This window comes from Nocardia sp. NPDC041819, assembly GCF_055590505.1.
Window position 1 is genome coordinate 12,380 of record NZ_JBVJAP010000018.1, and the last position, 22,162, is coordinate 34,541.

At 67.7% G+C, this 22,162-nt stretch carries 19 protein-coding genes; all 19 read left to right on the forward strand.

The window, feature by feature from the left end; genetic code table 11:
- The first annotated feature begins 260 nt into the window (after window positions 1–260).
- The 19 genes from ACZ6DL_RS32715 (at window position 261) to ACZ6DL_RS32805 (ending at window position 22,159) form a co-directional block, all read left to right on the forward strand.
- The gene (locus ACZ6DL_RS32715; protein WP_466056911.1) at window positions 261–1,073 is read left to right on the forward strand and encodes a class I SAM-dependent methyltransferase; all 813 of its coding nucleotides are present in this window, start codon (window positions 261–263) and stop codon (window positions 1,071–1,073) included.
- A gap of 1,160 nt (window positions 1,074–2,233) precedes the next feature.
- The gene (locus tag ACZ6DL_RS32720; protein ID WP_466056913.1) at window positions 2,234–3,496 is read left to right on the forward strand and encodes a cutinase family protein; all 1,263 of its coding nucleotides are present in this window, start codon (window positions 2,234–2,236) and stop codon (window positions 3,494–3,496) included.
- 379 nt (window positions 3,497–3,875) lie between these two features.
- A complete protein-coding gene (locus ACZ6DL_RS32725; RefSeq protein WP_466056915.1) occupies window positions 3,876–4,775 on the forward strand; it encodes a hypothetical protein in 900 nt (299 codons plus the stop codon).
- A 43-nt stretch (window positions 4,776–4,818) separates the two neighbouring features.
- Complete coding sequence (locus ACZ6DL_RS32730; RefSeq protein ID WP_466056917.1) at window positions 4,819–5,256, forward strand: hypothetical protein; 438 nt, start codon at window positions 4,819–4,821, stop codon at window positions 5,254–5,256.
- The gene (locus ACZ6DL_RS32735) at window positions 5,256–5,537 is read left to right on the forward strand and encodes a hypothetical protein (RefSeq protein ID WP_466056919.1); all 282 of its coding nucleotides are present in this window, start codon (window positions 5,256–5,258) and stop codon (window positions 5,535–5,537) included. Before ACZ6DL_RS32730 ends, ACZ6DL_RS32735 begins: the two co-directional genes overlap by 1 nt.
- Window positions 5,538–5,828: 291 nt before the next feature.
- Complete coding sequence (locus ACZ6DL_RS32740) at window positions 5,829–6,998, forward strand: GAF domain-containing protein (protein ID WP_466056921.1); 1,170 nt, start codon at window positions 5,829–5,831, stop codon at window positions 6,996–6,998.
- Window positions 6,999–7,275: 277 nt separating this feature from the next.
- Entirely contained in the window at window positions 7,276–8,835 is a 1,560-nt protein-coding gene (locus ACZ6DL_RS32745; protein WP_466056923.1) for a flavin-containing monooxygenase, read from the forward strand.
- 55 nt (window positions 8,836–8,890) lie between these two features.
- A complete protein-coding gene (locus ACZ6DL_RS32750; protein WP_466056925.1) occupies window positions 8,891–10,795 on the forward strand; it encodes an acyl-CoA dehydrogenase family protein in 1,905 nt (634 codons plus the stop codon).
- A gap of 1,657 nt (window positions 10,796–12,452) precedes the next feature.
- Complete coding sequence (locus tag ACZ6DL_RS32755) at window positions 12,453–12,800, forward strand: hypothetical protein (RefSeq protein ID WP_466056927.1); 348 nt, start codon at window positions 12,453–12,455, stop codon at window positions 12,798–12,800.
- 531 nt (window positions 12,801–13,331) lie between these two features.
- The gene (locus ACZ6DL_RS32760; RefSeq protein WP_466056928.1) at window positions 13,332–13,919 is read left to right on the forward strand and encodes a hypothetical protein; all 588 of its coding nucleotides are present in this window, start codon (window positions 13,332–13,334) and stop codon (window positions 13,917–13,919) included.
- Window positions 13,916–15,475, forward strand: a complete 1,560-nt coding sequence (locus tag ACZ6DL_RS32765) for a cutinase family protein (protein ID WP_466056930.1) — start codon at window positions 13,916–13,918, stop codon at window positions 15,473–15,475. The genes ACZ6DL_RS32760 and ACZ6DL_RS32765 overlap by 4 nt, the downstream gene beginning before the upstream one ends.
- 47 nt (window positions 15,476–15,522) lie before the next feature.
- A complete protein-coding gene (locus ACZ6DL_RS32770; RefSeq protein ID WP_466056932.1) occupies window positions 15,523–16,296 on the forward strand; it encodes a DUF8176 domain-containing protein in 774 nt (257 codons plus the stop codon).
- Complete coding sequence (locus ACZ6DL_RS32775; RefSeq protein ID WP_466056934.1) at window positions 16,293–16,985, forward strand: DUF6668 family protein; 693 nt, start codon at window positions 16,293–16,295, stop codon at window positions 16,983–16,985. Before ACZ6DL_RS32770 ends, ACZ6DL_RS32775 begins: the two co-directional genes overlap by 4 nt.
- 2 nt (window positions 16,986–16,987) lie before the next feature.
- Entirely contained in the window at window positions 16,988–17,278 is a 291-nt protein-coding gene (locus ACZ6DL_RS32780) for a hypothetical protein (protein WP_466056936.1), read from the forward strand.
- A gap of 19 nt (window positions 17,279–17,297) precedes the next feature.
- Window positions 17,298–17,567 carry a hypothetical protein gene (locus tag ACZ6DL_RS32785; protein ID WP_466056938.1) on the forward strand — a complete coding sequence of 90 codons (270 nt, stop codon included), beginning with the start codon at window positions 17,298–17,300 and terminating at the stop codon, window positions 17,565–17,567.
- Between the two features lie 85 nt (window positions 17,568–17,652).
- The gene (locus tag ACZ6DL_RS32790; RefSeq protein ID WP_466056940.1) at window positions 17,653–18,240 is read left to right on the forward strand and encodes a DUF8175 domain-containg protein; all 588 of its coding nucleotides are present in this window, start codon (window positions 17,653–17,655) and stop codon (window positions 18,238–18,240) included.
- Entirely contained in the window at window positions 18,237–19,076 is an 840-nt protein-coding gene (locus ACZ6DL_RS32795; RefSeq protein WP_466056942.1) for a DUF8175 domain-containg protein, read from the forward strand. The genes ACZ6DL_RS32790 and ACZ6DL_RS32795 overlap by 4 nt, the downstream gene beginning before the upstream one ends.
- On the forward strand, window positions 19,058–20,626 hold the full coding sequence (locus ACZ6DL_RS32800) for a hypothetical protein (RefSeq protein ID WP_466056944.1): 1,569 nt from the start codon (window positions 19,058–19,060) through the stop codon (window positions 20,624–20,626). The genes ACZ6DL_RS32795 and ACZ6DL_RS32800 overlap by 19 nt, the downstream gene beginning before the upstream one ends.
- Before the next feature lie 45 nt (window positions 20,627–20,671).
- Entirely contained in the window at window positions 20,672–22,159 is a 1,488-nt protein-coding gene (locus ACZ6DL_RS32805; RefSeq protein WP_466056946.1) for an SCO6880 family protein, read from the forward strand.
- Window positions 22,160–22,162: the final 3 nt, after the last annotated feature.

A 22,162-nucleotide genomic window follows, 5' to 3' on the forward strand; every position in this document is an offset into this window, starting at 1 on the left:
TCGGTAATTCCCTATTCCAGCGAAGATGACGGTTCTGGCAATGTGTCGCTGGTCCGCAACGATGAGTTCCTCAACGCCAATTTACAAGCCCGAGAGAGTTCATAGATCGCGCAGCGGTGGCCTTACCTTCTGGCAGGTGCTGACGCGCTACTGGTTGTGCTCGGGCACTGATCGGTCAATGGGGCCATATGGGTCGCGCTGCGCGGATATCGAGCTGTGGGAGGGTGAGGATGCAGACTGGACGTCCGAGTAGAACAGCCATGGCGGTAGCGCACGCGCGGGCATACCATCAGATTGCCGACGAGCCACGGGTGTTCTGCGATCCGTTCGCTGTGCGGATCCTCGGTGAACCTGTTCTCAGTGAGATGGAATTCGACCTCGGATCGGATCCGGACCTGGTCCGCGACCGGCGACTATTCATCGCAGGCCGTAGTAGATTCGCCGACGATACCGTGGCCGCCGCGATCGCCAGAGGCATCGATCAGATGGTGATCCTTGGCGCGGGGCTCGACACCACCGCCTGCCGTCACGCCGACGCGGCTGTGCGATTCTTCGAGGTCGATCATCCGACTACCCAGCAGTGGAAGCGGCGTCGATTGTCCGAGGCCGGGATCGACGTCCCGGCCTCGCTGGCCTTCGTTGCGACCGACTTCGAAAATTCCTCGCTCGCAGCGAGCTTGGCAGGGGCAGGGCTCGACCGCAATCGTGGCGCCGTGTACATCTGGCTTGGTGTCGCCGTGTACCTGACCAGATCATCGGTCGACAGCACACTCCGGTACATCGCCGGCCACACCAATTCTGAGCTGGTCTTCGACTACTTCTACCCGGTCGCCAGCACGCCGAATGAAGCCACGGCTACGCAACTGCGGGCACGTGCTGACCGAGTCGCCGCCGCCGGTGAGCCGTGGATCACCTTCTTCACCGCAAACGAAATCCGCGACAACCTGCTGTCCCACAGTTACCGCCACGTCGAAGATCGCTCCGCGACCGAGTTACTCCTGCTCTACGGTGTCCAGACCGGTAATCGCGCGATGGATTCGGGACCGCACCTGGTCTATGCCCGCACGGCGTGACCTTCACCAGCCCATCTCTCTGCCGGACCGGCGTGGCGTCGCGGCAGACAGCAGTCGACGGCAACCCGGCCTCCGGGATGCGGCCGCCGGCGAGAAGTGGTGTTCGGATTCCCGCATCAGACGAGATGCAAGGGTGAGTGTTTCGTCGTAGCGAATCAAGCTGCTGGCCGTTTGCGAACATCGCAAGGTGAGTGCACCGACCGCATTGCCGACCTGATTGCCGCTGTCAGGCATTGACTGGCGTCCGAGCGAAGCGCAACTAGGTTTCGTTGTCGCATGCAGGGCAGGTGCGTGCGCCTTGTTTGGTCCACACCTGTTTGCGGTCCTCCGGCTTCGAGCAAGCTTTGTCGTGTTCGGCGCCACTTCGTGTATATCCCGGTGCTCGATTGAAAATGTGCCCAGCGTGGGCGAAATTCCCGTGTAATAGTCGGTGGCGGCGACAGTCTGGGTGTTTCGGGGGAAAATGTGTACAAAGTGGGTACCTAAACAGCGTTGACACGCGCATGTTGCTGCCGAAGACTGCTTGTAGCTCAAATATTCAGTAACTGATCGACCGCCCCAGCGGCCTCGGCCGCGGGGGATTCCGATCCGTGAATGGATGTGTAGGGCTGCTGATTCGCCGGGGCGGTGGAAAGTCGCGTACTTCGTTGCAGTGCTGTGCGCTGAGCGAGTATGAGCCTATCCAGTCAGTTCGCTGTCGGTGACCATTGAAATCCGCGTATGAAAATAGTCTATTTCATATGTGGGAGTCGCGGTTCTGGGGCACGAGCGACGTGCGTCAGTGATGAAAGGAATACCGAACCTCATGGACATTCTAAGCCTGGCCTACGCGGTTTCGAACCTCGTCTCCGGCGGCCTGTCGCTACTCGCGAACGGGATCTCGATTCTGCACTCGTTCGGAGTGATCTAGCGGCGCAGCGGGATCCGGCCCTCCCGCTGCGGGCGGGGTCCTGGGAGCTTTCACGGATTCCCGGGCTCATCGGAGAGCCCGGGAATCCGCGAGGACTTCACTGCCGGTGCGGCGCTGCCGCCCCCTGATGCTTCCTGATCGTTGAAAGAGGAATCCCATTGCGAAATCTGAAGACCCGCTTCGTTACCGAAGTCGGGGTGGTGCTCGGCAGCGTCCATGTCTTTGCCCCCGCGGCTGGGGAGGCAGGCGCATGAGCAGGCATCGCCGTTGCCGTAAGAGCGCACGGGCCGGGGCATGGGGTGCGGTCGCGGTGACCACTGCCGCTGTGATGGCCACCGGCGCGGGCACTGCGGCCGCAGACGAAGGCCCCGTGCCGCTGCCGGGTTGCCCTGCATTGTTGGTGCTGGGCGTGCAAGGCACCTCAGAGTCGTCGCCGACAGCGTCTCCCAATGTGGATTCGGGGATGCTCGGCCGGATGCTCGCACCGCTGCTCGCTGAAGGAGCGAGCGTGGACCGCGTCTACGTTCCCTATCCGGCGTCCTTCGGTGGTGTGGTGGGGACGGGCCCGGGCACAGACCCGTTCGCGTCCTCGACCGCCCAGGCGCGTGCTCGACTCGATGCGACGGCGGCCGAAGTCGTGGCTCGCTGCCCGAATACCCAGATCGGGGCCGCTGGATATTCCGGCGGGGCCGCAGTGGTCTCGGAGTTCGCGCAGGATGTCGGCGCCGGCGTCGGTCCGGTGCCTGCAGATCGAGTGGCTGCGGTAGCTCTGCTGAGTGACCCCACTCGACCGGTTGGCGCAGGGCCGATACCGGGTCGGCCGGGCCAGGTGTCACCGAGCGCCCCATCAGGTACCGAGGGCACGCACACCGCTGCGGTGCAGTTGCCGCCGGTTCCGCCCAGCGGCGGCATCGCCGACGGCGGTACTGATTTCGGGACCCTCTCCGGAAGAGTGGGCGAATTCTGCGCTTCTGGTGATCTGGCATGCGATGCCCCCGGTCATGCGGCGGCGCTGCGCACGGCAGCGGGGCTGGCGGCGCAGGCCGACCTGCGTGACCCCATCACGGCGGCGGGCAGCTTGGCAGGGGCTTGGGCCCAGACGGTGACCGAGGCCAGCAACACGGTGGTGCTGTCGGATGTCGCGGTTGACCCGGCTGGTCAGGTGAATTACGTCCCCGCAGAGACCGTCTCGCAGCGTCTAGCGGAGGCGGCCGATCCCCGCACGCCTGCAGCGACTCCCGAACAGGCCCAGGCTGCTGCGGCGAAAGTCGGTCAGATCATCGGTGCGATCGCCGCCGACCCGCTGGGGCAGGTCCCGCGGCTGGTCAACCAGATCGCTGCGGCGGCCGCCACGGAGGTCGCGGCGAACGCCGACCTGTTCGATCCTGTGACGCTCGCGCACTACGCGACCGTCACGGTCGCGCACACCGGGTACGGCGCCAATGGGCAGACCGACCAAGCAGCCGACTGGTTCGCCGCCGTCTCGCATGACTTGGCAGGACACGGACAATGAGCACCCGACCACCGGACCACGCGCGACATGTCATCGCCCCCACCGTCGATGCCATACCAGCGAGCGCAAGTGATGCCTACGCGTCGCTTCCGGTGGCAGTTGGTGTACGTCACCAGTTGGTCGTAGCCCATACCTCGCCTGGAACGTTCCTCGACGGCTTCCACACCGTCTTCATGCTGGTAGTTGCCGTTTCAGTGAGGGCAGCGGTCGCGGCCGGGTTCCTGCGGGCCCCGGCGTGCGGGATCTTCCCTCCGTCGACCTCCGCAGCCGCGACAGGGTGTGTGCCACGATGACCGACGGCGATCAGTCGCGCCACGCCCACGAGGGTCCATGCAGGCAGAGGTGGCCGTGGCTCTACGGGATGCAGCCCCGAGATGATGTGCCAGGATCCGATCACAACGCCGCCGAGCAAGAACTCGCGCAGATCGAACACCGCGACGCCGAGCTGTCGACCGAATGCGACTTGCTGCGCCGCATCGTGCGCGCTGCGGCGATCGTCAGCGTAAGCGAAGGGGAGTTCGTTCGTCGGCTGCGGACGCCGAGGCTGATGCTGCAGCCACGATTCAGCGTGAGCGACTCGACTGTCGTGGGCTTCTCTCTGCGCGACCCCCGCACCACGCTCCTGCGACCGGAGGTGTCGGACGCGGAACTCGGCGGTGATTGCCGGCTGCAGGTGCTGCGCCAGGAATGGGATTCCGGCGATCAGGCGCGGCTGGAGGCCGTGGCGGAGTGGCGGCATGTGCGAATTCTCGGCCGATGGGAACGTGAATCGATTCAGCTGACCTCGCCTGCGATGTGGCAGCGAGCATTGGTGGACGCCGCACAGTTCAACCACCGGATCCGGCTCACCGATCCTGCCGATCGCCGCAGCTGGCAGTGGGCGGCCAGACGGGCGGCCGGACTTCTCGCCATCTGGTCGCTGCGCGCCGAGCCCGCCTCTCGGGGCCCGTTGGCCACCGCATCTGAGCAGCTGGCGCGGTCCGGGATGGCTGCAGGCAGCCACCGCGGGCAGCAGCCGGACGGCGCTCCCACAGCGAGTCTCGCACGGGCGGCGTACGTACTGGCCCACCAGTCGGCCCGGGATCCGGCGAAAGAAGCGCTGCTCCTGGGGCAGCTGTCGGCATCGGTGATGCTCATCGCGAAGGCCCATCGTCGCCGTGGCGAGCTACCTGCCGCAATCCGCCTGGCCGAACGGGTGTTATCGCCGCTGGCTGAGCTCGAACGCGTGATGTGCGAGCGGATCGAGCCGCTCGATGACGACGATGCGGCGGGCAGGTAGATGTCCGCGTCCGATACCAGCACGATCGCGACCGCTCTGCATTGTGCGCGCGGTCATCGAAGAGAACGACGCACAGATGGGCGGTCTGGTGATCGTCCTGTTGCGTGCGGGTCGACCGGTCACGGTGCAGTGGCTGCCGCACGGCGACATGGATCCGGCGGCAATTGCGGCGGCGGCGCGGCTGACGAGTGCGGCGGTGGTGATTGTGGTCGGCACGCTGAGGGCACAGGTGATGGGGCCGGTCCTGATGCGTCTGGATGAGCTGTTGGCGCAGCTGTCGACCGCCGGAATCAGCGATACGGCCGCCGTGCGAATCTCCCGTCTCGACGAGGGCCAACACACCACGGTCATCGACCTGGCCCGCGCCCGTGACCGGGTCGTGCCCGCCGTGACCTCACGCCGCCGCGCCCGCCGATGGGAGCGCTTGGCAGCGCTACTCGGGACGCGCCGCCGCGCCAGTCGCGAGAGCAGGAGACTCTAGTGCGTCGAGAAGCAACATATCTGAACTTTCAGCGAGCACAACGGGCGCGGCGGCTGACGGTGGGCGGCGTGATCACCATTGTCGCCGCGCTGGTGGCCGCGGTCGCGGTCGCGTGGGCGGCGATGTGGTCGCCGCAGCCATATCCAGAGCCTTTACCTCGCCACACTGCGACGGTGATGATCCTGCCTGCTGACCTGGGCGTCGGTGTGAACTGTGTGGGCGCAGCCGATCGCGGAGTCCGCCTGGCCGTTCGAGTCACGGCCACGGGGATGCCGCAGTGACGCCTGATGTATTGCGACTGCTCGCCTTCCCGGCCACCGCAGTTTGCGCCAATGCCGCGATCGGTCTCACGCCACCGCCGCCGCGAGGCGCGATCCAGCCGATCAACACCACTACGCCGGCGAATGAGAGCGGGAGCGGGTCGTGATGGACGTGCTCGAATCTCTGTATCCGGTGGCGCTGGCAGCGGGCACCGTGGTAGCGAATGTCGCGCTCGCGGTCAGCGGACACAGGCCGCGTTGCGCGCGCGGGGGCTGCCACACCTGCGCGCGCACCGACAGATGGAGTCGGCGATGAGTCCCAACCATCAGGATGCGCCGCCCGAGCATGAAACGCTCACAAAGTCGGCCCCAGCAGGCGACGTTGGTCGCCCGCCGAAGCAATCAGCGTGGGTGCTGGTGGAGACGCTGCACCCCGGGCCGCCGCGACGGGTGGTGGCCGAGGGCGCCTACCCCCGGCGATTCTCGCGAGTCGCCCGCACCCGCGTCGCAGGCAGTTCTACAGCAGCGCAGCATATTCCAGCGATTATCGAACAGACCGTTGACAGCCGTGAGCCGCAGGTGCGTGCGATTTTTCCGCCTTCAGGAAGAGGAATGAGGGTGTTCGCTGTCCCAGTGATCGGCCCGGACGAGCAGGTATGGGCGGTGCAGCTGTGGGCGGGGCCGCGTGAGGCCGCGGTGCCGCGCCGGCCCGAAGTCGGGGCCATGTTGTGGACGGCGGCAGGTGGCGGTTTCGTACTTACCACCAGTGCACTTGAGCGTCTGCTCGACAGCGATGCGGTGCACTCGGCCACCCGCACATTGCCCGATCTCATGCGCCACTTCGAGCGAATCGAAGATCGCCCAGGATTCCTGGCATTGTTCGGCGATACTGCCACGCCGACGCTTTGGTCGGGGACCGCAATCACCGCAGGGGTGATGAGCCAGGCACGGCTGCATGTGGCTATTGCCGCATACGGCAGCGGCGCCGGTCATGACCGCACCATCCGCGCGCTGATGCACGACATCAGCGCCGCCTATCCGGTGCCAGCCCCAGGAATGACAACACGACTGATCCGGGCCGTGCCGATCCCCGTCCAGCATGCCGTCGGCGTGGTAGACCTCCGCACCGGCCTGCTACACGAATGGATTTCCCAAGGCCCTCCGCCCCTTGACCGGTGGCTACACGAGATGCCCACCATCCACCCGGAGGACATCGCGGGACTGGCCGCCCTGCGCGCCGAGTTGCTCGGAGGGGCCGAGCACGCACGCACCCATTGGCGGATGCGCTGGGACAGTTCCGAGGATTGGGTCGTCGTCATGGCCCGCTGGACTGTGCTGACTCGAGGGGACGCACCTCAGGCGATGGTCGATGTGCGCCTTTCCGCGCCTCGGCGCACCCGCACCGTGCGGCGAGCTCACCCCGAGCATCCCGCACCGACGTCGACCGGACTGCAGCCTCACCAGGCAGGACAGGCCGAATGAGCATTCTTCACACCGTGCTGCTCACTCGGCCGCCAACGGCCGGTTCCAAATGGATCGGCCGCACACCCACTGCGCAGACTCACGCCGTGATCACCGCAACCAAAGGTGTTCACCACCCTCGACATCCTCCGTGACTGGGGCCGCTCCACTTCGCAATGAACTCGGACCAGGGCAACGCAATTGGGGGGTCGGAAGTCGGCAGGAAAATCCTGTCACACAACACATTCATGTCACGGCTGGAGCGGGTATCGACAGCTAGTGCAGTGAGGCAACAGCAATGGATACACCAGAAATTCATGTGAAGGTCGCGATCGTCGGCGGCGGGTTCGGCGGGCTGGCAGCGGGTATCGCGCTCCGCAAGGAAGGCTTCACCGACTTCGCGATCTTCGAGGAGGCCGACGACGTCGGTGGCGTCTGGCGGGAGAATACCTACCCTGGATGCAACTGCGACGTACCGTCGCATCTGTATTCGCTGACCGCGCAACCCTATCGCGGCGAGGTCCGCTACCCGGGACAGCGGGATATCCTGGACTATCTGCGCCAGGTCGTCCGCGACCACGGACTGCGCCCGCATCTGCGTCTGCGCACCGCCATCGCCCAAGCGGCCTTCGACGAGGACATAGGCCGCTGGCGGCTCACCACCGCCCAAGGACATATCGTCCACGCCGAGACCGTGATCTTCGCCGTGGGGATGCTTCACCGCCGCCATCTGCCCGACATCCCCGGCCGCGACACCTTCGGCGGGGACTGGTTTCACTCCGCACAGTGGGACCACACCCGAGATCTACGGGGCCGATGTGTCGCGGTCGTTGGCACGGGTGCCAGCGCCGTGCAGTTGGTCCCCGAACTAGCGGCTATCGCCGAGCACGTGCGCGTGTTCCAACGAACACCGACCTGGGTGCTGCCCAAACCCCGCCCCGAGTTCGGGGGGCTCACCCGCGCCCTACTGCGGAGGATCCCGATCACCCACGAGCTGTATCGCGCACTGGTGTACTACGCGGCCGATCTGGTGCTGGCACCGGTGATGACCGGCGGATGGTCGGCGCGCCCTGCCGAATGGGCCGCTCGCACTTACCTGCGCTGGCAAGTCCGCGACCGGCGGCTTCGTGACGCGCTGACCCCACGGCACCGTATAGGCGCCAAACGCATACTGCTGTCGCGCAGCTACTATCGTGCGCTCGGCCGCGACAACGTCGAGCTCAGCACCACCCCAATTCACAGCGTCACCCCGACCGGCATCCGCACCGAAGACGGTGTCGTGCACGAGGTCGACACGATCGTCTACGCCACCGGGTTCCGCGCCACCGAGTTCCTGGAACCGATCCGAGTCGTAGGCCGCGGCGGCATGCTGCTGCACGAATACTGGAAGAACGGGGGCGGAACATTCCTCGGCGTGGCCGCGCCGAAGTTTCCCAACACCTATTTCGTCGCCGGACCGAATACCTTCAACGCTGCCGGCTCCAACATCGGCATGAAGGAATCCCAGCTGCGCTACATCATGGCCGCGCTCCGGCTGCGCGAGACTTCCGGCGCGGCAGCGCTCGAGGTCAGCGCCCGCGCCATGGCCAGCTACGACCAGTGGCTGCAGGCGGCGATCGCTCGCACCGTCTGGCCCACCGGCGGTCCCAGTTGGTACAAGACCGCCTCCGGCCGGGTCGTCACGCCGTGGCCGTCGACCGCCCGGGCGTACGCGCGGATGACCGCGCGTGATCCCGCTCTGGACCTCGTCCCAGTACCGCTGCGCGGACGCGCACCCACGGAACACCCTACCGGCCCAGCGATCGCTTCCCGCCGGGCGCACACCCTCTCAGGCGCATCACACACCGCCACGTCGTAACCGGCATCAGCCAGCAGCGACGCACACCCACCCACTCTTTCACCGAGGACCTGTCATGACCACTTCCGCTGCGGCTGATGGCCGCGCCTACTGGCATTCCGTCCACTCCACCCGCACCCACAGCCCGGCCCCCGCCGCCTTGCGCCACACCCTCGCCGGTACCGGCACCCTCGAGCAGCGCCGCGTCCGCGACATCATCGCCGCACTCGACGACGACCCCGTGCCGGGCCGCAGATACACCGAAACCGCCCACCACGGCTACGAACTGATGGCACAGGTCGTGGCCGCGCTCGGCGGCTCAGCCGCCGATATCGCCCGCAATTTCCCACTCCTGTGCGCCATCTACGACTCCGCCGCGATCCACGCCCCGCGACTGCTGACCGTGCTGCATTCGTTCAACCTCGGCATCGCACCCATCCTGCGCCTGGGCAGCGGAGCCGACTACCAGCAATCCCTACTGCAAGCGCTCGACGACGGCACCGCCAGCGGCGCGTTCGCAGGCACCGAACTCGGCCACGGCACAAACCTGCTCGGGTTACAGACCCAAGCGATCTGGCAACCGCAGCAGCGTCGATTCCTGCTGCACACACCGAGCGCGGCGGCGATCAAATGGATGCCGAACATCGCCGATCCCACTGTCTCCAAGATCGGGGTCGTCCTGGCCCGCTTGCTCGTCGCCGGAAACGATGAAGGGGTGTGGCCGTTTCTGGTCGTGCTGCGCGACGTCGACGGCCAGCTCACCGAGGGCATCGAATTGTGCCCGCTCCCGCCGTCGGTAGGTGGACCAGAAATGGACCACGCCGGGTTTCGGTTCAACGCGAAGCCGCTGCCCTCGGAGGCGCTGCTGTGCGGGCAGATGGCCCATTTCGACGACGAGGGCCGGTTTCACTGCGGTTTAAGCCGAAACCAGCGCTTCCACGCGGCCATCGGCACCATCGATTCCGGACGCGCGCTCTACGCCGGCGCGGCGCTGGCCAGCGCCCGGGCGGGATGGAGCATCACCACCCGCTACGCCCGCCAGCGGCTCACCGCTGGCGGTGTCCTGCTCGGTGACCGCGACGGCATCCAGCGCGACCTGGTCTCCGCGGCCGCGCGCATCACCGCCGCCACCGCGTTGAGCAACTTCACCCGCGGCCGGTTCACCACTGGAGAAGGCGGCGAACCGGATCCGACTGCCGCGCCGATGGCGATGCTGGCCAAACCCCTGGCCACCTACACCGCACGCGACGTGCTGACAACGTGCCGTGAAATTGTTGGTGCGCAGGGTTTATCGAGCATGAATTACTTCGGTGACTACATTGCCCGGGTGGCCGGGACGGTCACCGCCGAGGGCGCTAACAGCGCGTTGTTGGTGGCGGCCGGTCGCAGTATCGAACTCGTCGCCACCGGTCGCGCACCCCGATACACCGACATCTCCCAACTGCGGGTCGTCGACGAGCGCGCACCGCTGCCGTGGTGGAACGCGATGCTGCGCGAGCGGGAGGAGGCGATCGTCACTGCTGCGAGAGAAGGCGCACTCACTGGCGGCGGCGTCGTCGGAGCCGACACCGCCGCCACTGAGGTGGCGATCGCCGTGACCGACCGACTGGCCTCCGACGCTGTGATCGCGGCAGCCACCGACACCGACGACCCTGAAGCCGAGGCCATCCTGCGGGATCTGGGTGCGGTGTTCGCGCTCGAGCGCATCAACGCCCACGCCGCCTGGTATGCCGCCCACCGGCAGCTGCCGGCCAAACGTGCCAGTGAGGTTCAGCGGCAGCTGACCGACCGCTACGCCGCGCTCGCAGCACGCCTGCACACCACCGTGCTCGATGCCTTCGGTGTCCCGCCCCTGCCCGCGCTCATCGACCAGCCCGACTACATCGCCGCCTGGAGCGAGCAGTTGGGCTGGCGCACGGAGGATTTCAGCGAGGTCACCGCCGAGCGGACCAGCAGCGCGTCCGGTCCTCGCAACGCCTGACCGTTTCGGGTTTCGACACGCCGAATAGGAGAGGTGGGCAGTGTGGAGCTGGAGCCGCGCTGTCGTCGAGCGCGCCGAAGCGGCGTCGTTCACCGCTTGGAGATATCCACCCCATCTGTACGGAACACACGACTGCTTGCCGGACTGCAACTCGGCGCGGTTATCGACACCTCGCCGTGGGCGGCGGGTGCGGATGCGGAATGGGTGGAGGCGGCTTCTCCGGCACGGACGGTGCGAGGTCCGGAACGACGTGCGTGTTGACGTCGATGAGTTCGGTCCTGCTGCATGAGGAGACGGCCAGTTTGGGATGTCCCCGTCGCTGGGATCGCGCCGGGACTGGCCAGAACAAGTCGATGGGGCGATCGAAGGGCGCTCGACGCGCGTGCGTGCGAGCCGTTCCGGCCCGCGAGGCCGGGGCGGCTGGACCCGTCAATGCGAGCGAACCCGACTTCGGCGGCGAGATCACCTCTGTTGCCGACTATGGTTCACAGGCGCGCCTACACGGCGGCGGTCTTAGAGGTGTGGTGGCCTAAGCCTGTGACACAGTGCGCAACACCTCGCAGTCTGGCCGTTCGGGCGGAGAGGAGAACGCAGAAGCTGAAAACCTCAGTGTGTCGAGCCGCCGAAGCCGAAGTTCGCACGACATGGCCCGCTTGGAACCAATTCTGAAAGATCGAGGAGTGAAGACCGAAGTCGAGCACTGGCTATCTCGCTCCGCTTCGAGGGGAGTCGGTGGTGTCTCTGGATACGCCGGATGCGCGATGCAGGGCTAGCCAGTATCTCAGACCTCGGTGGCCTCGCCCTGATGACTGATCTGATGCTGCTGGAGGATGAGACTCAGCGCGAGAATTGAATCACGCACGTCCACATCATGTCTCGCGATAGGTGATGTGGTGCACTGACCTCCCGGCCCGAACCGGAGTCCGAAGGGTCCAGCGGTTGCCGCTTTCTGGAAAGGCCAGGGAAGTCAGCCCACGCGGATCCGGTGCTGCCTCCTCGGGGCAGGAGACAGCACCGGCAGGAACTCGTCGGTGGGGTATCGGCCGGGTGGGCCCGGCGCAAGTGAGTTCCCGTCTTCTTCCGCGCAGCAGAATTGTTTCTGCCGAATTCCACGATACTCGCTTCCGATCGTGATTTGTCAATGACGTTAACACGCCCACTGTGGGTGACTTTTCACGCTGCGCTATAAGCAGATAGCGAAATGTACCCAGCCGGGGTGCATTTCCTGGAAGCGGCACGCGGGTAGGCCGCCGAAGGTCTGGAGATGCTGCCCAAAGCTATGGTTAGCAGCGCAACCCGTCGTTCAGCGGTTCAGTGGTCGATGCTGTTGGTGCGCACGTTGTCCCACCGGTTGTGATCCAGAATCTTTTGTCGTTGCGGTTATCGCCTCGGCGACTTACAGTACGAATGCGCCCCTTTGGATGGGGGTTTCCCGGTATCTCGCTGGTGGCGGAACCGGATGTGGCGTCGTTTTCCGTGTGTCGGCAGTGGCCGACACGTGAGCGGCTTTCGGAATCGCGTGTATTCCAGCGTGCATGTATTGGTCGCATCCGATCATCGGCTGTGTCTTCGTTGCGGGTGATCTTGCCCGCCCATCCGGGGGCAGCACGCTCGCTGTGGTGCTCGCGCGCACTCATCGAACGAGGGGTATCGAAGAATGGACACACCCAGGCGACGGCATCTCGCCCGAGCGATGTCGCTGAGCGCACTGCCGGTGGCCATGGCGGTCGCAGTCGCCGGAATTGGTGCTGCTGATCCGGGGCAGGGCCTGGCGCCGGTGAATCAGGAGAGCCTGCTCACTGTCGACGCGGGCGTCACTGCGCCGCCTGCGGCGGCAAGGTTTTCCACCGGAGTCGAGGCAGTGCCTATCCCGGCGCCGATGCCTGATCCGGTGCCCGACATCACCCACCAGGTCCTCGACGCGATCACCTCGCTGACGGAGGAACTGGTGGGCGCCCTCGCCGAGGCGCTGCCGCGGCCTCTGTGGCTGGGATCCGGACGATGAGGCTTCCCGTCCGGGCTGCAAACAGGCGATGCCCTCTGGCATCAGCGAGAAAGTCGCGGCGAGAGATCGCTGCGGACGTGGCGTTCACCGCCGTCTCGCGGCAGACAGCGGGATCCGATCACGGGTTCATGCCAGCGCGTTGGGTGCCTTTCGAGTCGGGTTTGGGGATCTGAGGACGATATGACTGTTCGACGTCAGCCGATGCTGGCTTTCGCGGCGACAGCAGTGGCCGCCGCGCTGGCTGCGGGGCCCGCGTATGCCGCGCAGCCAGGGCTGGAATCACCGGGCCAAGGACAGCCCGGGTTGAGCACGACACCTCCGGCACCTGCGCCTGCGCCGCCGGAGGACACACCCACTGTTGTGGATATCCTGCCCAAGCCTGCGCGACCGCGCCCGAGCCAGCAGACGCAACCGGCGGTCACGACCCGTCCGCCGGCTGCAGCACCGGCACCCGAGCCCGAAGCGGACTCTGGTGAGGTAGAGACTCAGCAGGCGCAGCAAGCACCCGCGCCTGAGCCGGTCGCGCCTGGTATGCAGCCGCGGACGCTGCGGTTCGGCACGGAGACGGTGGCGGTGCCGGAGTGGGTTCCGTCGGAAGCTCAAGCGGTCGCACAGGATCTCGCTGATACCGCCGAGTGGTGGATCGCGGCGGGTTTCGACGCGGCGGGACTGCCCATCGATCAGTCCGATCGGCGCGCGGCCGCGACCATGGTCGGTGGTGTCGCCGGCTGGAGCGTCGGGGCCAACGCGGGCGGGTTCGTCGGCGGCTTAACCGGCTGCGCCGCGGGCATGGCGATCGGTGGCGTCGCAGGCGGAGTGATCGGCGGCGCTGTATCCGGTGGCCCCTTGGCGCCGTTCGGAGCGTTCGCTGGCGGCTTGGCCGGGTGCATGGTCGGCGCGGCGATCGTGGGCATCCCCGCCACGGTCGCCGGAGGAGTCGTCGGCGCCAGCGTCGGCGCAGCAGCGGCTGCGGCCCTCGGGTCCGACACCCACCTCGAACCCACCGAGCCACCCTCGGACCAGACCGCCGATACCATTGCCGCACAGCAGGATCCGGACACGCCGACCGTCGACGAAGACGTCGATGCTTCCGCCGGGACTGACGAGGACTGCTCGTGATTACGCCGCTGCGGCGGTTGCTGGCGGCAGCCGCGATCACCGCGACAACGACGGCGGCCGCCGTGGCGGCGGCGCCGGGCACGTGGGCGCAGCCAGTCACCGGCCAGAACTGCCCGGCGCTGTTGGTGATCGGCATTCAGGGGGAGGGCCAGGCCGCGGCCGACGCTGCCCCCGACACCGACTCCGGAGTGCTGGGTCAGGTGTTTCGTCCGATGCTGTCGGCTGCCGCGCCGGGGTCGGTGCAGCGGGTCTATGTGCCATGGCACGACGCCACCGTCCCAGCTGTCGCGGGCACTACAGGCGGTGGCGGGTTCGCAGCCAGTGTGGACGCCGGGGTCGCGGCGGTGTCGCAGGCTGCCTCTGAGTTCACGTCGCGATGCCCGAGCGGGCAGGTTGCGGTAGCGGGCGCGGCGCAGGGCGCGCAAGTCGCCTCGCAGTTCGCGCAATCCGTAGCGCGCGGAGCGGGCGCTGTCGCCGCCGAGCGTGTGGCAGGGGTGGCGCTGTTCGGTGATCCGAGCCGCAACCCCTCCGCCGCAGTATTTCCCGGTCAGCCTGGCAAGACGGTGCCCGATCCGGCGCCGGGCACCAGCGGCGACGCGGTGGCCCGGCTTCAGGCGTTGCCACAACAGCCATTGACCGGCGGCGGCATCGGGCCGCAACGCGGCGCGGTCGCCGACTTCGGGTCACTGGCCGGGCGGGTGGCAAGTTTCTGCGTCGCTGGCGATTTGGTGTGTGACACCCCGGCGCAGGCTCCGATCTTGCGGGTGGTGTCCAACATCGTCGCTGCGGCAGATCAGTCCGGCGGTGACCCGCTGCGCGCGTTGGCGTCGGTCACTCAAGCGTTGGCATTCACCCCCATCAAGACCGCGACCAGCGTGGTGAACAACGACGTGCAGGGCACGTCGTTGGCGTCGCTGTCGCTGTCCTCGCGCACGTCGCTGTCGGCGCGTATGGCCGAGGCGTCGGATCCGCGCACCCCCTTGGAGATCAACGACGTGTTCAAGGCGGTGCTGAAAGTGGGCACGATCGCGTTGAATTCGGTGATCACGGTGGCCAAGGCGGTCATCACACCGGGCAACATCGTCGAGATCGCCGCCGCCGGGCTGGCGAACCCTGTCGCGGGGTTGGCTGTTCTGGGGCAGAAGCTGTTGGGAGCTCTGCCGCAGCTGGTGCCGCCGACGACGGTGTCGCGGCTGGTCAACCGGGCGTTCGAGGCGGTGGTCGCCAACGTCACCGACAACACCGGCCTGGTGGACACCACGACCGGGGTGAAATACAGCGACGCGATCAGCAGCCGCGGCGCTTACACCGCCCACCCAATCGCCGCCGACGGCGCGGCACCTGTGCCGTTCACCGCCGACTGGTTCGGTGCCCTCGCCCGTGATCTCACCGCCCGCCCGACACCCACTACCGCGACCTCGACAACTACCGCAACGCCGAGCAGCGGCTGGTCGATCGGCGGCGCACCCTCGACGACCGCGCCGACGACCAGCAGCCGACCGGGCGGTAGCGGGCTGTTCAATTCCTGGCCGTCTTCGACCAGCCCCACACCGTGATGTCTGGTCGGGCCGGTGGCGTGCGGGCGCACAGGAGAGGAGGACCGTTGTCCGATCCGCGTGGTGAATTCATCGTCCCTGGCATGTCCTCACCGCTGCCACCGAGCTGGCCGGAGTCCGACGAGCTGGACATGCCCCCACCCGAGGCACTGCTCTCACCGGACGTCACCGAGGTCGACTACACCACCTGGCTGCCCCAGCCCGCGCCCATCACCTCGACAACGGAGGCCTCCAAGCCGCCTGAGCCGACTGCGCGGACGACTACTGACCGCACCCGGCCGCGGTCGCGGAGCCGGTTGCTGGTCGCGCTGCTGTCGATCTGCGGTCCGGCCGTGATCATCGGCCTCGGGATCTGGGGGTGGCCCGCCGCCACCGCACCGCAATCCCAGTCACCGCTCACCAGTGCGGCATCCGCGCCCACGGCTGCGCCACCGGCTTCCTCAGTCGCGCCGGGGGCGTGGTGCATGCAGCGTGCCGGCGCCGATCGGGTCAGCGGCAATGGTGCCGGATCGACCGCGTCGGGACCGGAAGTGATTCTGGCGCTGGAGCACTCGTACTACACCCGACGTGACGCCACGGTCGTGCGGACACTGCTGGCGCCTGAGGGCCGGTTCGGCAGCGATGCGGAGATCCAAGCCGGCATCGAAGCCGTGCCGACTGGCACCACCCACTGCGTGGACATCACCTCGGCCGGGCCGGACCGGTGGGCGGTCACCGTGACCGAACGCTGGCCCAACGACTCCCGTACCGTGCACCGGCAAACGATCTCGACCACCACCCGCGATACCCGCACGCTGGTGGTGGCGGTGGAACCGGCATGAGGTCGGTCGCGATGGACATCACCACCCCCACCACTGACCGCGTACGCACCGCCCTCAACCGGGCTCGTGCGAAAGCGTCTGCTCGCGCGGTGGTGGCGCCGCCGCCCGCCCAACGGGCTGCGGTGTGGGATCGCCCGGTGCCGGTGGGCTGCGGTGCGATACCTGGCGGCAGACCGCCGCTGGTGTGGCTGCTGGGAGCCCACGGCGGCGCGGGAGTCACCACGCTGGAGCGGTTGTTGGCTCCCGCGGCGGACTGTCATCGCCGTTGGCCTGCCCCTCTCGGCCGTGAGTCGCCGTATGTGCTGGTCGTTGCCCGCGCCACCGTCGTCGGGTTGGCGGCTGCGGACGCGCTGCTGCGCCAGCACCACGCCGGGCTGGCCGGAGACAGCACCGTCGTAGGGCTGCTCACTGTCGCCGCGCGACCCGGTCGCCTTCCGGCGGCGGTCCGCCGTGACCGCGACCTCTACAGCGGCCTGGTCGATCACCTCTGGCATGTCGACTGGCACGACGAATGGACCCTTACTGCGCACGATGCGCTCCCGGTATGGAATCCCGAACAGCCGACGCCGCAGGGCAAAAACCGCCACCAACAGTCGATGCCACCAACGGATGTCCGCGATCTCGGGGTCGCGGTGACCGAGGTCATCACCACCCTGCATCACACGACCATCACCGATCTCGGAGAGTGACCATGAGCTGGATCCTGGCCGCCGCCGAACACACCACCGTGTTGGCGCAACTGAACAATCCCACCCCTGAAGCGCCGCCAGGCACGGAACGGCTGATCACGTTGGTGCGGTGGTTGACGTGGTTCGTTCTGCTGTCGGGGATGTGCGCGATCATCTTCGCCGGTGGCCGCTTCGCGTGGGAGAAGTGGCACGGCGGGATGCTCGAGTCCCCGAAGATGGTCGTCGGCTCCCTGATCGGCGGCATTGTCGCCACCAGCGCCGGGTCGATCATGAACGCCATCGTCGGCGTGTAGCCGTGTCTGGGGCGTTTTCATGATCGACACGGTGCTGGCCTACAAGGAGATGCCGCCGGAGATCACCGATCAGCTGCAGCAGATGTTCCAGTGGCTGCTGTGGGGTGTAGAGCTGGGGTTGATCGCACGCCTGTCTTGGGTCAGCGGCCGCGCCGGATGGGAGTACTTCCGCCCGCCCCCGGGCCCTCCGGCCGCACCAGCGGATGTGATGCGCGTGCTGCTGTCGTGGGTGTTCGCCACCGTCGCCTGGCCCATCGCCGGATCCCTGCTGATGGACATCGCCTTCTAAGTGGGACACCCGAAAAGGACTGCACATGAATCGACTTCGACACCGTTGGGCGAGGCGTGGCGCTGTCACGGCCGCAGCTGTGGCGATGCTGGCTGCTGTGTCCGGCTGCGGCCGCGACGGCGGCAGCCACGAACCACCCTCGCCGGCTACCGGCCCGGACCTGACAGCAGCCCCCGAGAATGTGCGGTGGGTGGACTATCAGGGTGTGCGGGTGCCGGTCGGCGCCGAGGGGCCGCGGCAGGTCAGCGCGGAGGCGGCCACGGGATTCGCGCACAGTCCGCAGGGCGCGGCGCTGGCGGCGATCGTGCATACGGTGCGGATGTCGCTGGCTCCTGATGAGCATTGGGCCTCGGTCGCCGCCCACGAGATCGCCGCGGGCCCAGGTAAAGATGCTTGGGCCAGCTCCCGGGTACTGCTTTCGATCCAAGGCCGCGCCGATCCTGCTACCGCGCCGCGCGTGCGCGGCTACACCGTCACCGACTACAACCCCGCCGTCGCGCGCGTGCAGATCTACACCTCCTTCCCCGATGGCTCCGGTGCGGTGAACACCACGATGGTGGTGTGGGTTGCCGAGGACTGGCGGCTGCAGCTGCCCGATCCCGCCGCCACCGACCCCGTGGTGGCCGAGGCCGACGCCGGGCAGGCATGGGTGAGATTGGAAGCGCCGCAATGACGTCGCGCCAACAGAAGCCCGCCGCGGATGAGTCCTCGGTCAGCATGTGGACTGTAGCGGCGGTGTCGCTACTGGCGCTGATCATGATCGGCGCCTCGATCGCGTACGCCATACATCGCCGCACGGAACCGGCCGGCAGGTCACCGCTCATTGCAACGACCAGTGCCCCGGCTGCGCCGACGGGGGAGGGCTTCGATGTTCCGGAGGTCGATGTGTTCGGCCGTCGGGTGGACATCCCCCGCAATCCGGCAGGGCAGCCGCGCGCGCAAACCAGCCCAGCGCGGTTGCCCGGCGATCCGGAGTGGCTGACCGCGCCGCCAGCGGGTTTGGCCGAACCCGGCGGGTGGCAGCGTGTGCACGGCGCGGTCATCCCGTTCTCCACCTCCGACGGCCCGGCCCACCTCCGTGACGGCATCGCCGGCGGCTACGCCCACACCCCCCAAGGCGCGGCGTTGGCCGCCGCGGCGAGCATCAATCAGGTCGCCGCGCGTCCGGGCGACCGGACGGTCCTCGTCGCTCGCATGGTGTTGACCGCTGCGGATCAAGCGGCGTTCGACGCCGGTATCGCCTCCGGGAAACTGCCGCTGCAGCAGCCAGAACCGGTAACCCGCACCCTGGTAGCACCTGATGCGTTCCGGCTCGACAGTTACGCCGCCGATCTGGCGGTGCTGCGGCTGTCCGTCCGCACCGCGGGTGAACCCTCCGCCGCGCGGTCGTGGGTGACGGTGACCGTGCCGATGGTCTGGTCCGACGGGGATTGGCGCATCCGCGGCAACGGCCACCAACTGCCCACCGCCACCGTCACCGATCTGACCGGATGGACACGATGGGCCTGACCTTCTCCCGACGCCTCCTGCTCACCGTCCTCGCACTCGCCGCGGTCATGATCAGTACCGCCGGTGCGGGCGCCGCCCAACCCGCCACACCGTCACCGGTCCCGGCCGAATCCGGCACCTCGACCACCTACGGGTTCGACCAGACCTGTAACGACATCCACGACGCGCTGTCGTCGATCCCTGGATTGGGCAACTTCGGTGGGGATCTGGCCTCGGCAGTGTGTAAGGCGGGCAACGCGGCCTCCCATCCCGGCAGTGCGATCGAAGCGACGAAATCCAAGCTGTGGGATTCCACGTTCGGTCAGGTCACCGAGATCCTGCTCGAGGGTCTCGGTGACGCATTGACCTTGAGCATGGTGTGGGCGCGGATACCGAACGACCGCATCCTCGCAGACCCCGCCGCGGGCGGGGAAACGTTGTGGCAGCGGGTGGACTCCTATACCCGCCAGCTGCAGACGTGGCTGTTGGCGTTCTCGATCCTGGTCTCCGCGTTGCGGATCGGGATCGGCCGCCAGCACATGGCCTCTGAGCACGCCGAAGAGGCGTTCCGGACCTTGGCGCGCTCGACGGCCACGACTTGGATCGCCGGGTTCGCGATCCTGGCCGGTGCCCGGCTGACCGATGCGTTCTCGTTGTGGATCATCGATGACGCCACCGGCGGCAACAGTCAGGGTGCTGCGGAGTTGTTGGTGCGCACCGACCGCTTCGGTGTGTACGGGCCGGGGCTGGTGTTCATCGTCGCCCTGGTCGGGATCCTCGGCGCGGTGGCGATGGTGGCTTTGACCATCATCCGCCAGGCCCTGCTCGTCGTCGCGGTCGGCATCTACCCGCTGACAGCAGCGGCGTCGGGCATGAGCGGCGGGCGACAGTCCTTTCAGCGTCTCGGCGCGTGGATCATCGCGTTTCTGCTGTTCAAACCGGTAGCGGCGCTGGTGTACATGATCGCGTTCATCACCGCCGACACCACCAACACCACCCTCGAGCAGCAGGGGCCGGATTCGATGGACTCCGCGCACCGCGCCCTGGTCGGGATGGTGCTGCTGTGCAGCGTGGCGTTCGTGCTCCCCGCTCTGGTGCGGTTGGTGGCCCCCGCCCTGAGCGTGATCGGCTCCGGAGGTGGCGGCGCGGCCGCAGCCGGAACCGCTCTCGGGGCGGGCATCGTCGCGGCCACCGGCGGCAAAGCACTGCTGGCACGCGGCGCGGTCTCCGGTGGCGCCGGAACAGCCGGATTCGTCTCCACCGGTGGTGGCGGCCCCGCCCCTGGTGGACATGCCGGGCCTGCCGCCCCCACCGGCGGCGGGGGTGGGTCACCGAAACCGCTGCCGGGACCCCGCGGGTCGGGGGGCGGCGCATCGAAACCGGCCGTGGCCGCGGCGAACCCGTCAGGGGCGCAGCGCGCGGGGCGGGGCGTGATGGGAGTTTCGGCTGCCGCGACCGGCGCGGGCCGCGCGGTCGAGCGCATCGGCGGCGACGTCGGCGGGGGCGAACCGTCGACAGGGGTGGTGCCCTACCGCGGACCGGATCTGGGACCTCATGACATTGCGCGCTGAACACACGGTGGGCCAACGGGTTTCGGCCGGGAAGGAGAGGTTGCGGTGAGCGCAGAGTATGTCGAACGCACCTACAGCGCTGGCTCACGCCCGCGCACCGAGGGCCTGTTCGGGCTGTCGTGGGTGGCGATGATCACCGCCGGTGTAGTGATCATCGCGGTCGTGCTCACCCAGGCGATCCTCGGCCTGCTGGCAGCGGCGATCGTCGCCGCCACCGGGACGGTGGTGACCGCCCCGCTGGTGATCCAGATCGGCGGCCGCACCGGGTATGCGCGGGCGCTGCTGCTGTGGCAATGGTGGCGTGGCGGGCGCCGCGGCGAACACGTCTACCGGTCCGGGTCGTTCTCCGCGATGCCCGGCGGCGCGACACGGCTACCGGGGCTGCTGGCCCCCTCGCGGATGTATGAAGGTCAGGCCGTCGACGGACACCGCTTCGGCATGATCCACTTGCCGCGGTTTCACGAGTACACCGTGGTGTTGCGGGCCTGGCCGCAAGGCGGCGAAGCCGTCGATCAGGACCTGGTGGATCAATGGGTCGCCGCGTGGGGAGCGTTCCTGGCGTCGGTGGGATCGGCACCAGATGTGAAAGCGATCGTGCCGGTGATCGACACGGTCCCCGAAACCGGCAACCGGCTGATGGGGGAGGTGTCGGCGCTCACCCATCGCGACGCACCGGTGCTGGCGTCGAAAGTGATGTGGGAGTTGGCCTCTCAGCTGGCGAGCCAACGCGTCCAGTTGGAACCGCGCATCGCCATCACCTTCGAAGCCACCACCCCCGAGCGGCGCAAGATCCCCGCCGAACAAGCCCTCGAGATCGGGCGGCGACTACCCGGCATCCTCGTCGCGCTCGCCGAAGCCGGAGTGCGGGCCGAGCCGATGACCGCCGAACAGATCACCGCGTTCGTGCGCCGCGCCTACGACCCCGCCTCCCAAGCCGACCTCGAAGCCGCCGCGACCGAACCCGACGGCCACGGCGTCACCTGGGATATGGCCGGACCACAAGACGAGCAGCAACGCTACGACCGCCTCCAGCACGCCGGCGCGGTGAGCATCACTTGGGAGATGACCGAAGCCCCTCGCGGGGTGGTGACCGAACGGGTGCTGCAACGGCTGCTGGAACCCAACCCCGACCTGCCACGCAAACGTGTCGCCATCGTCTACCGGCCGCATTCGGCGGCCGAAGCCACCCGCCTGGTCGACGACGACTACCGCAACGCCCGCGTCGCCGAGCAAAACAACCGCGGCGGGCTGGTGTCGGCGTCGGCGAGTATCCGCGTCGCCGGCGCCGAACAAGCCCGCCAAGAGCAAGCCCGCGGGCACGGGTTGACCCGCTACGGCATCCTCATCACCCTCACAGCGCCGCGCGGGGAAGACATCCCCCGCATCGAAGCGCTCGTGCGGGACCTGTCCACCCAGGCCAGATTGACCATCCGCCGCTGCAACACCTACCACTCCGCGGCCTTCGCCGCCTGCCTCGGCGTCGGAGTCATCCTGCCCGAACACGCCACCGTCCCCGAAGCACTCGACAGCTGAACC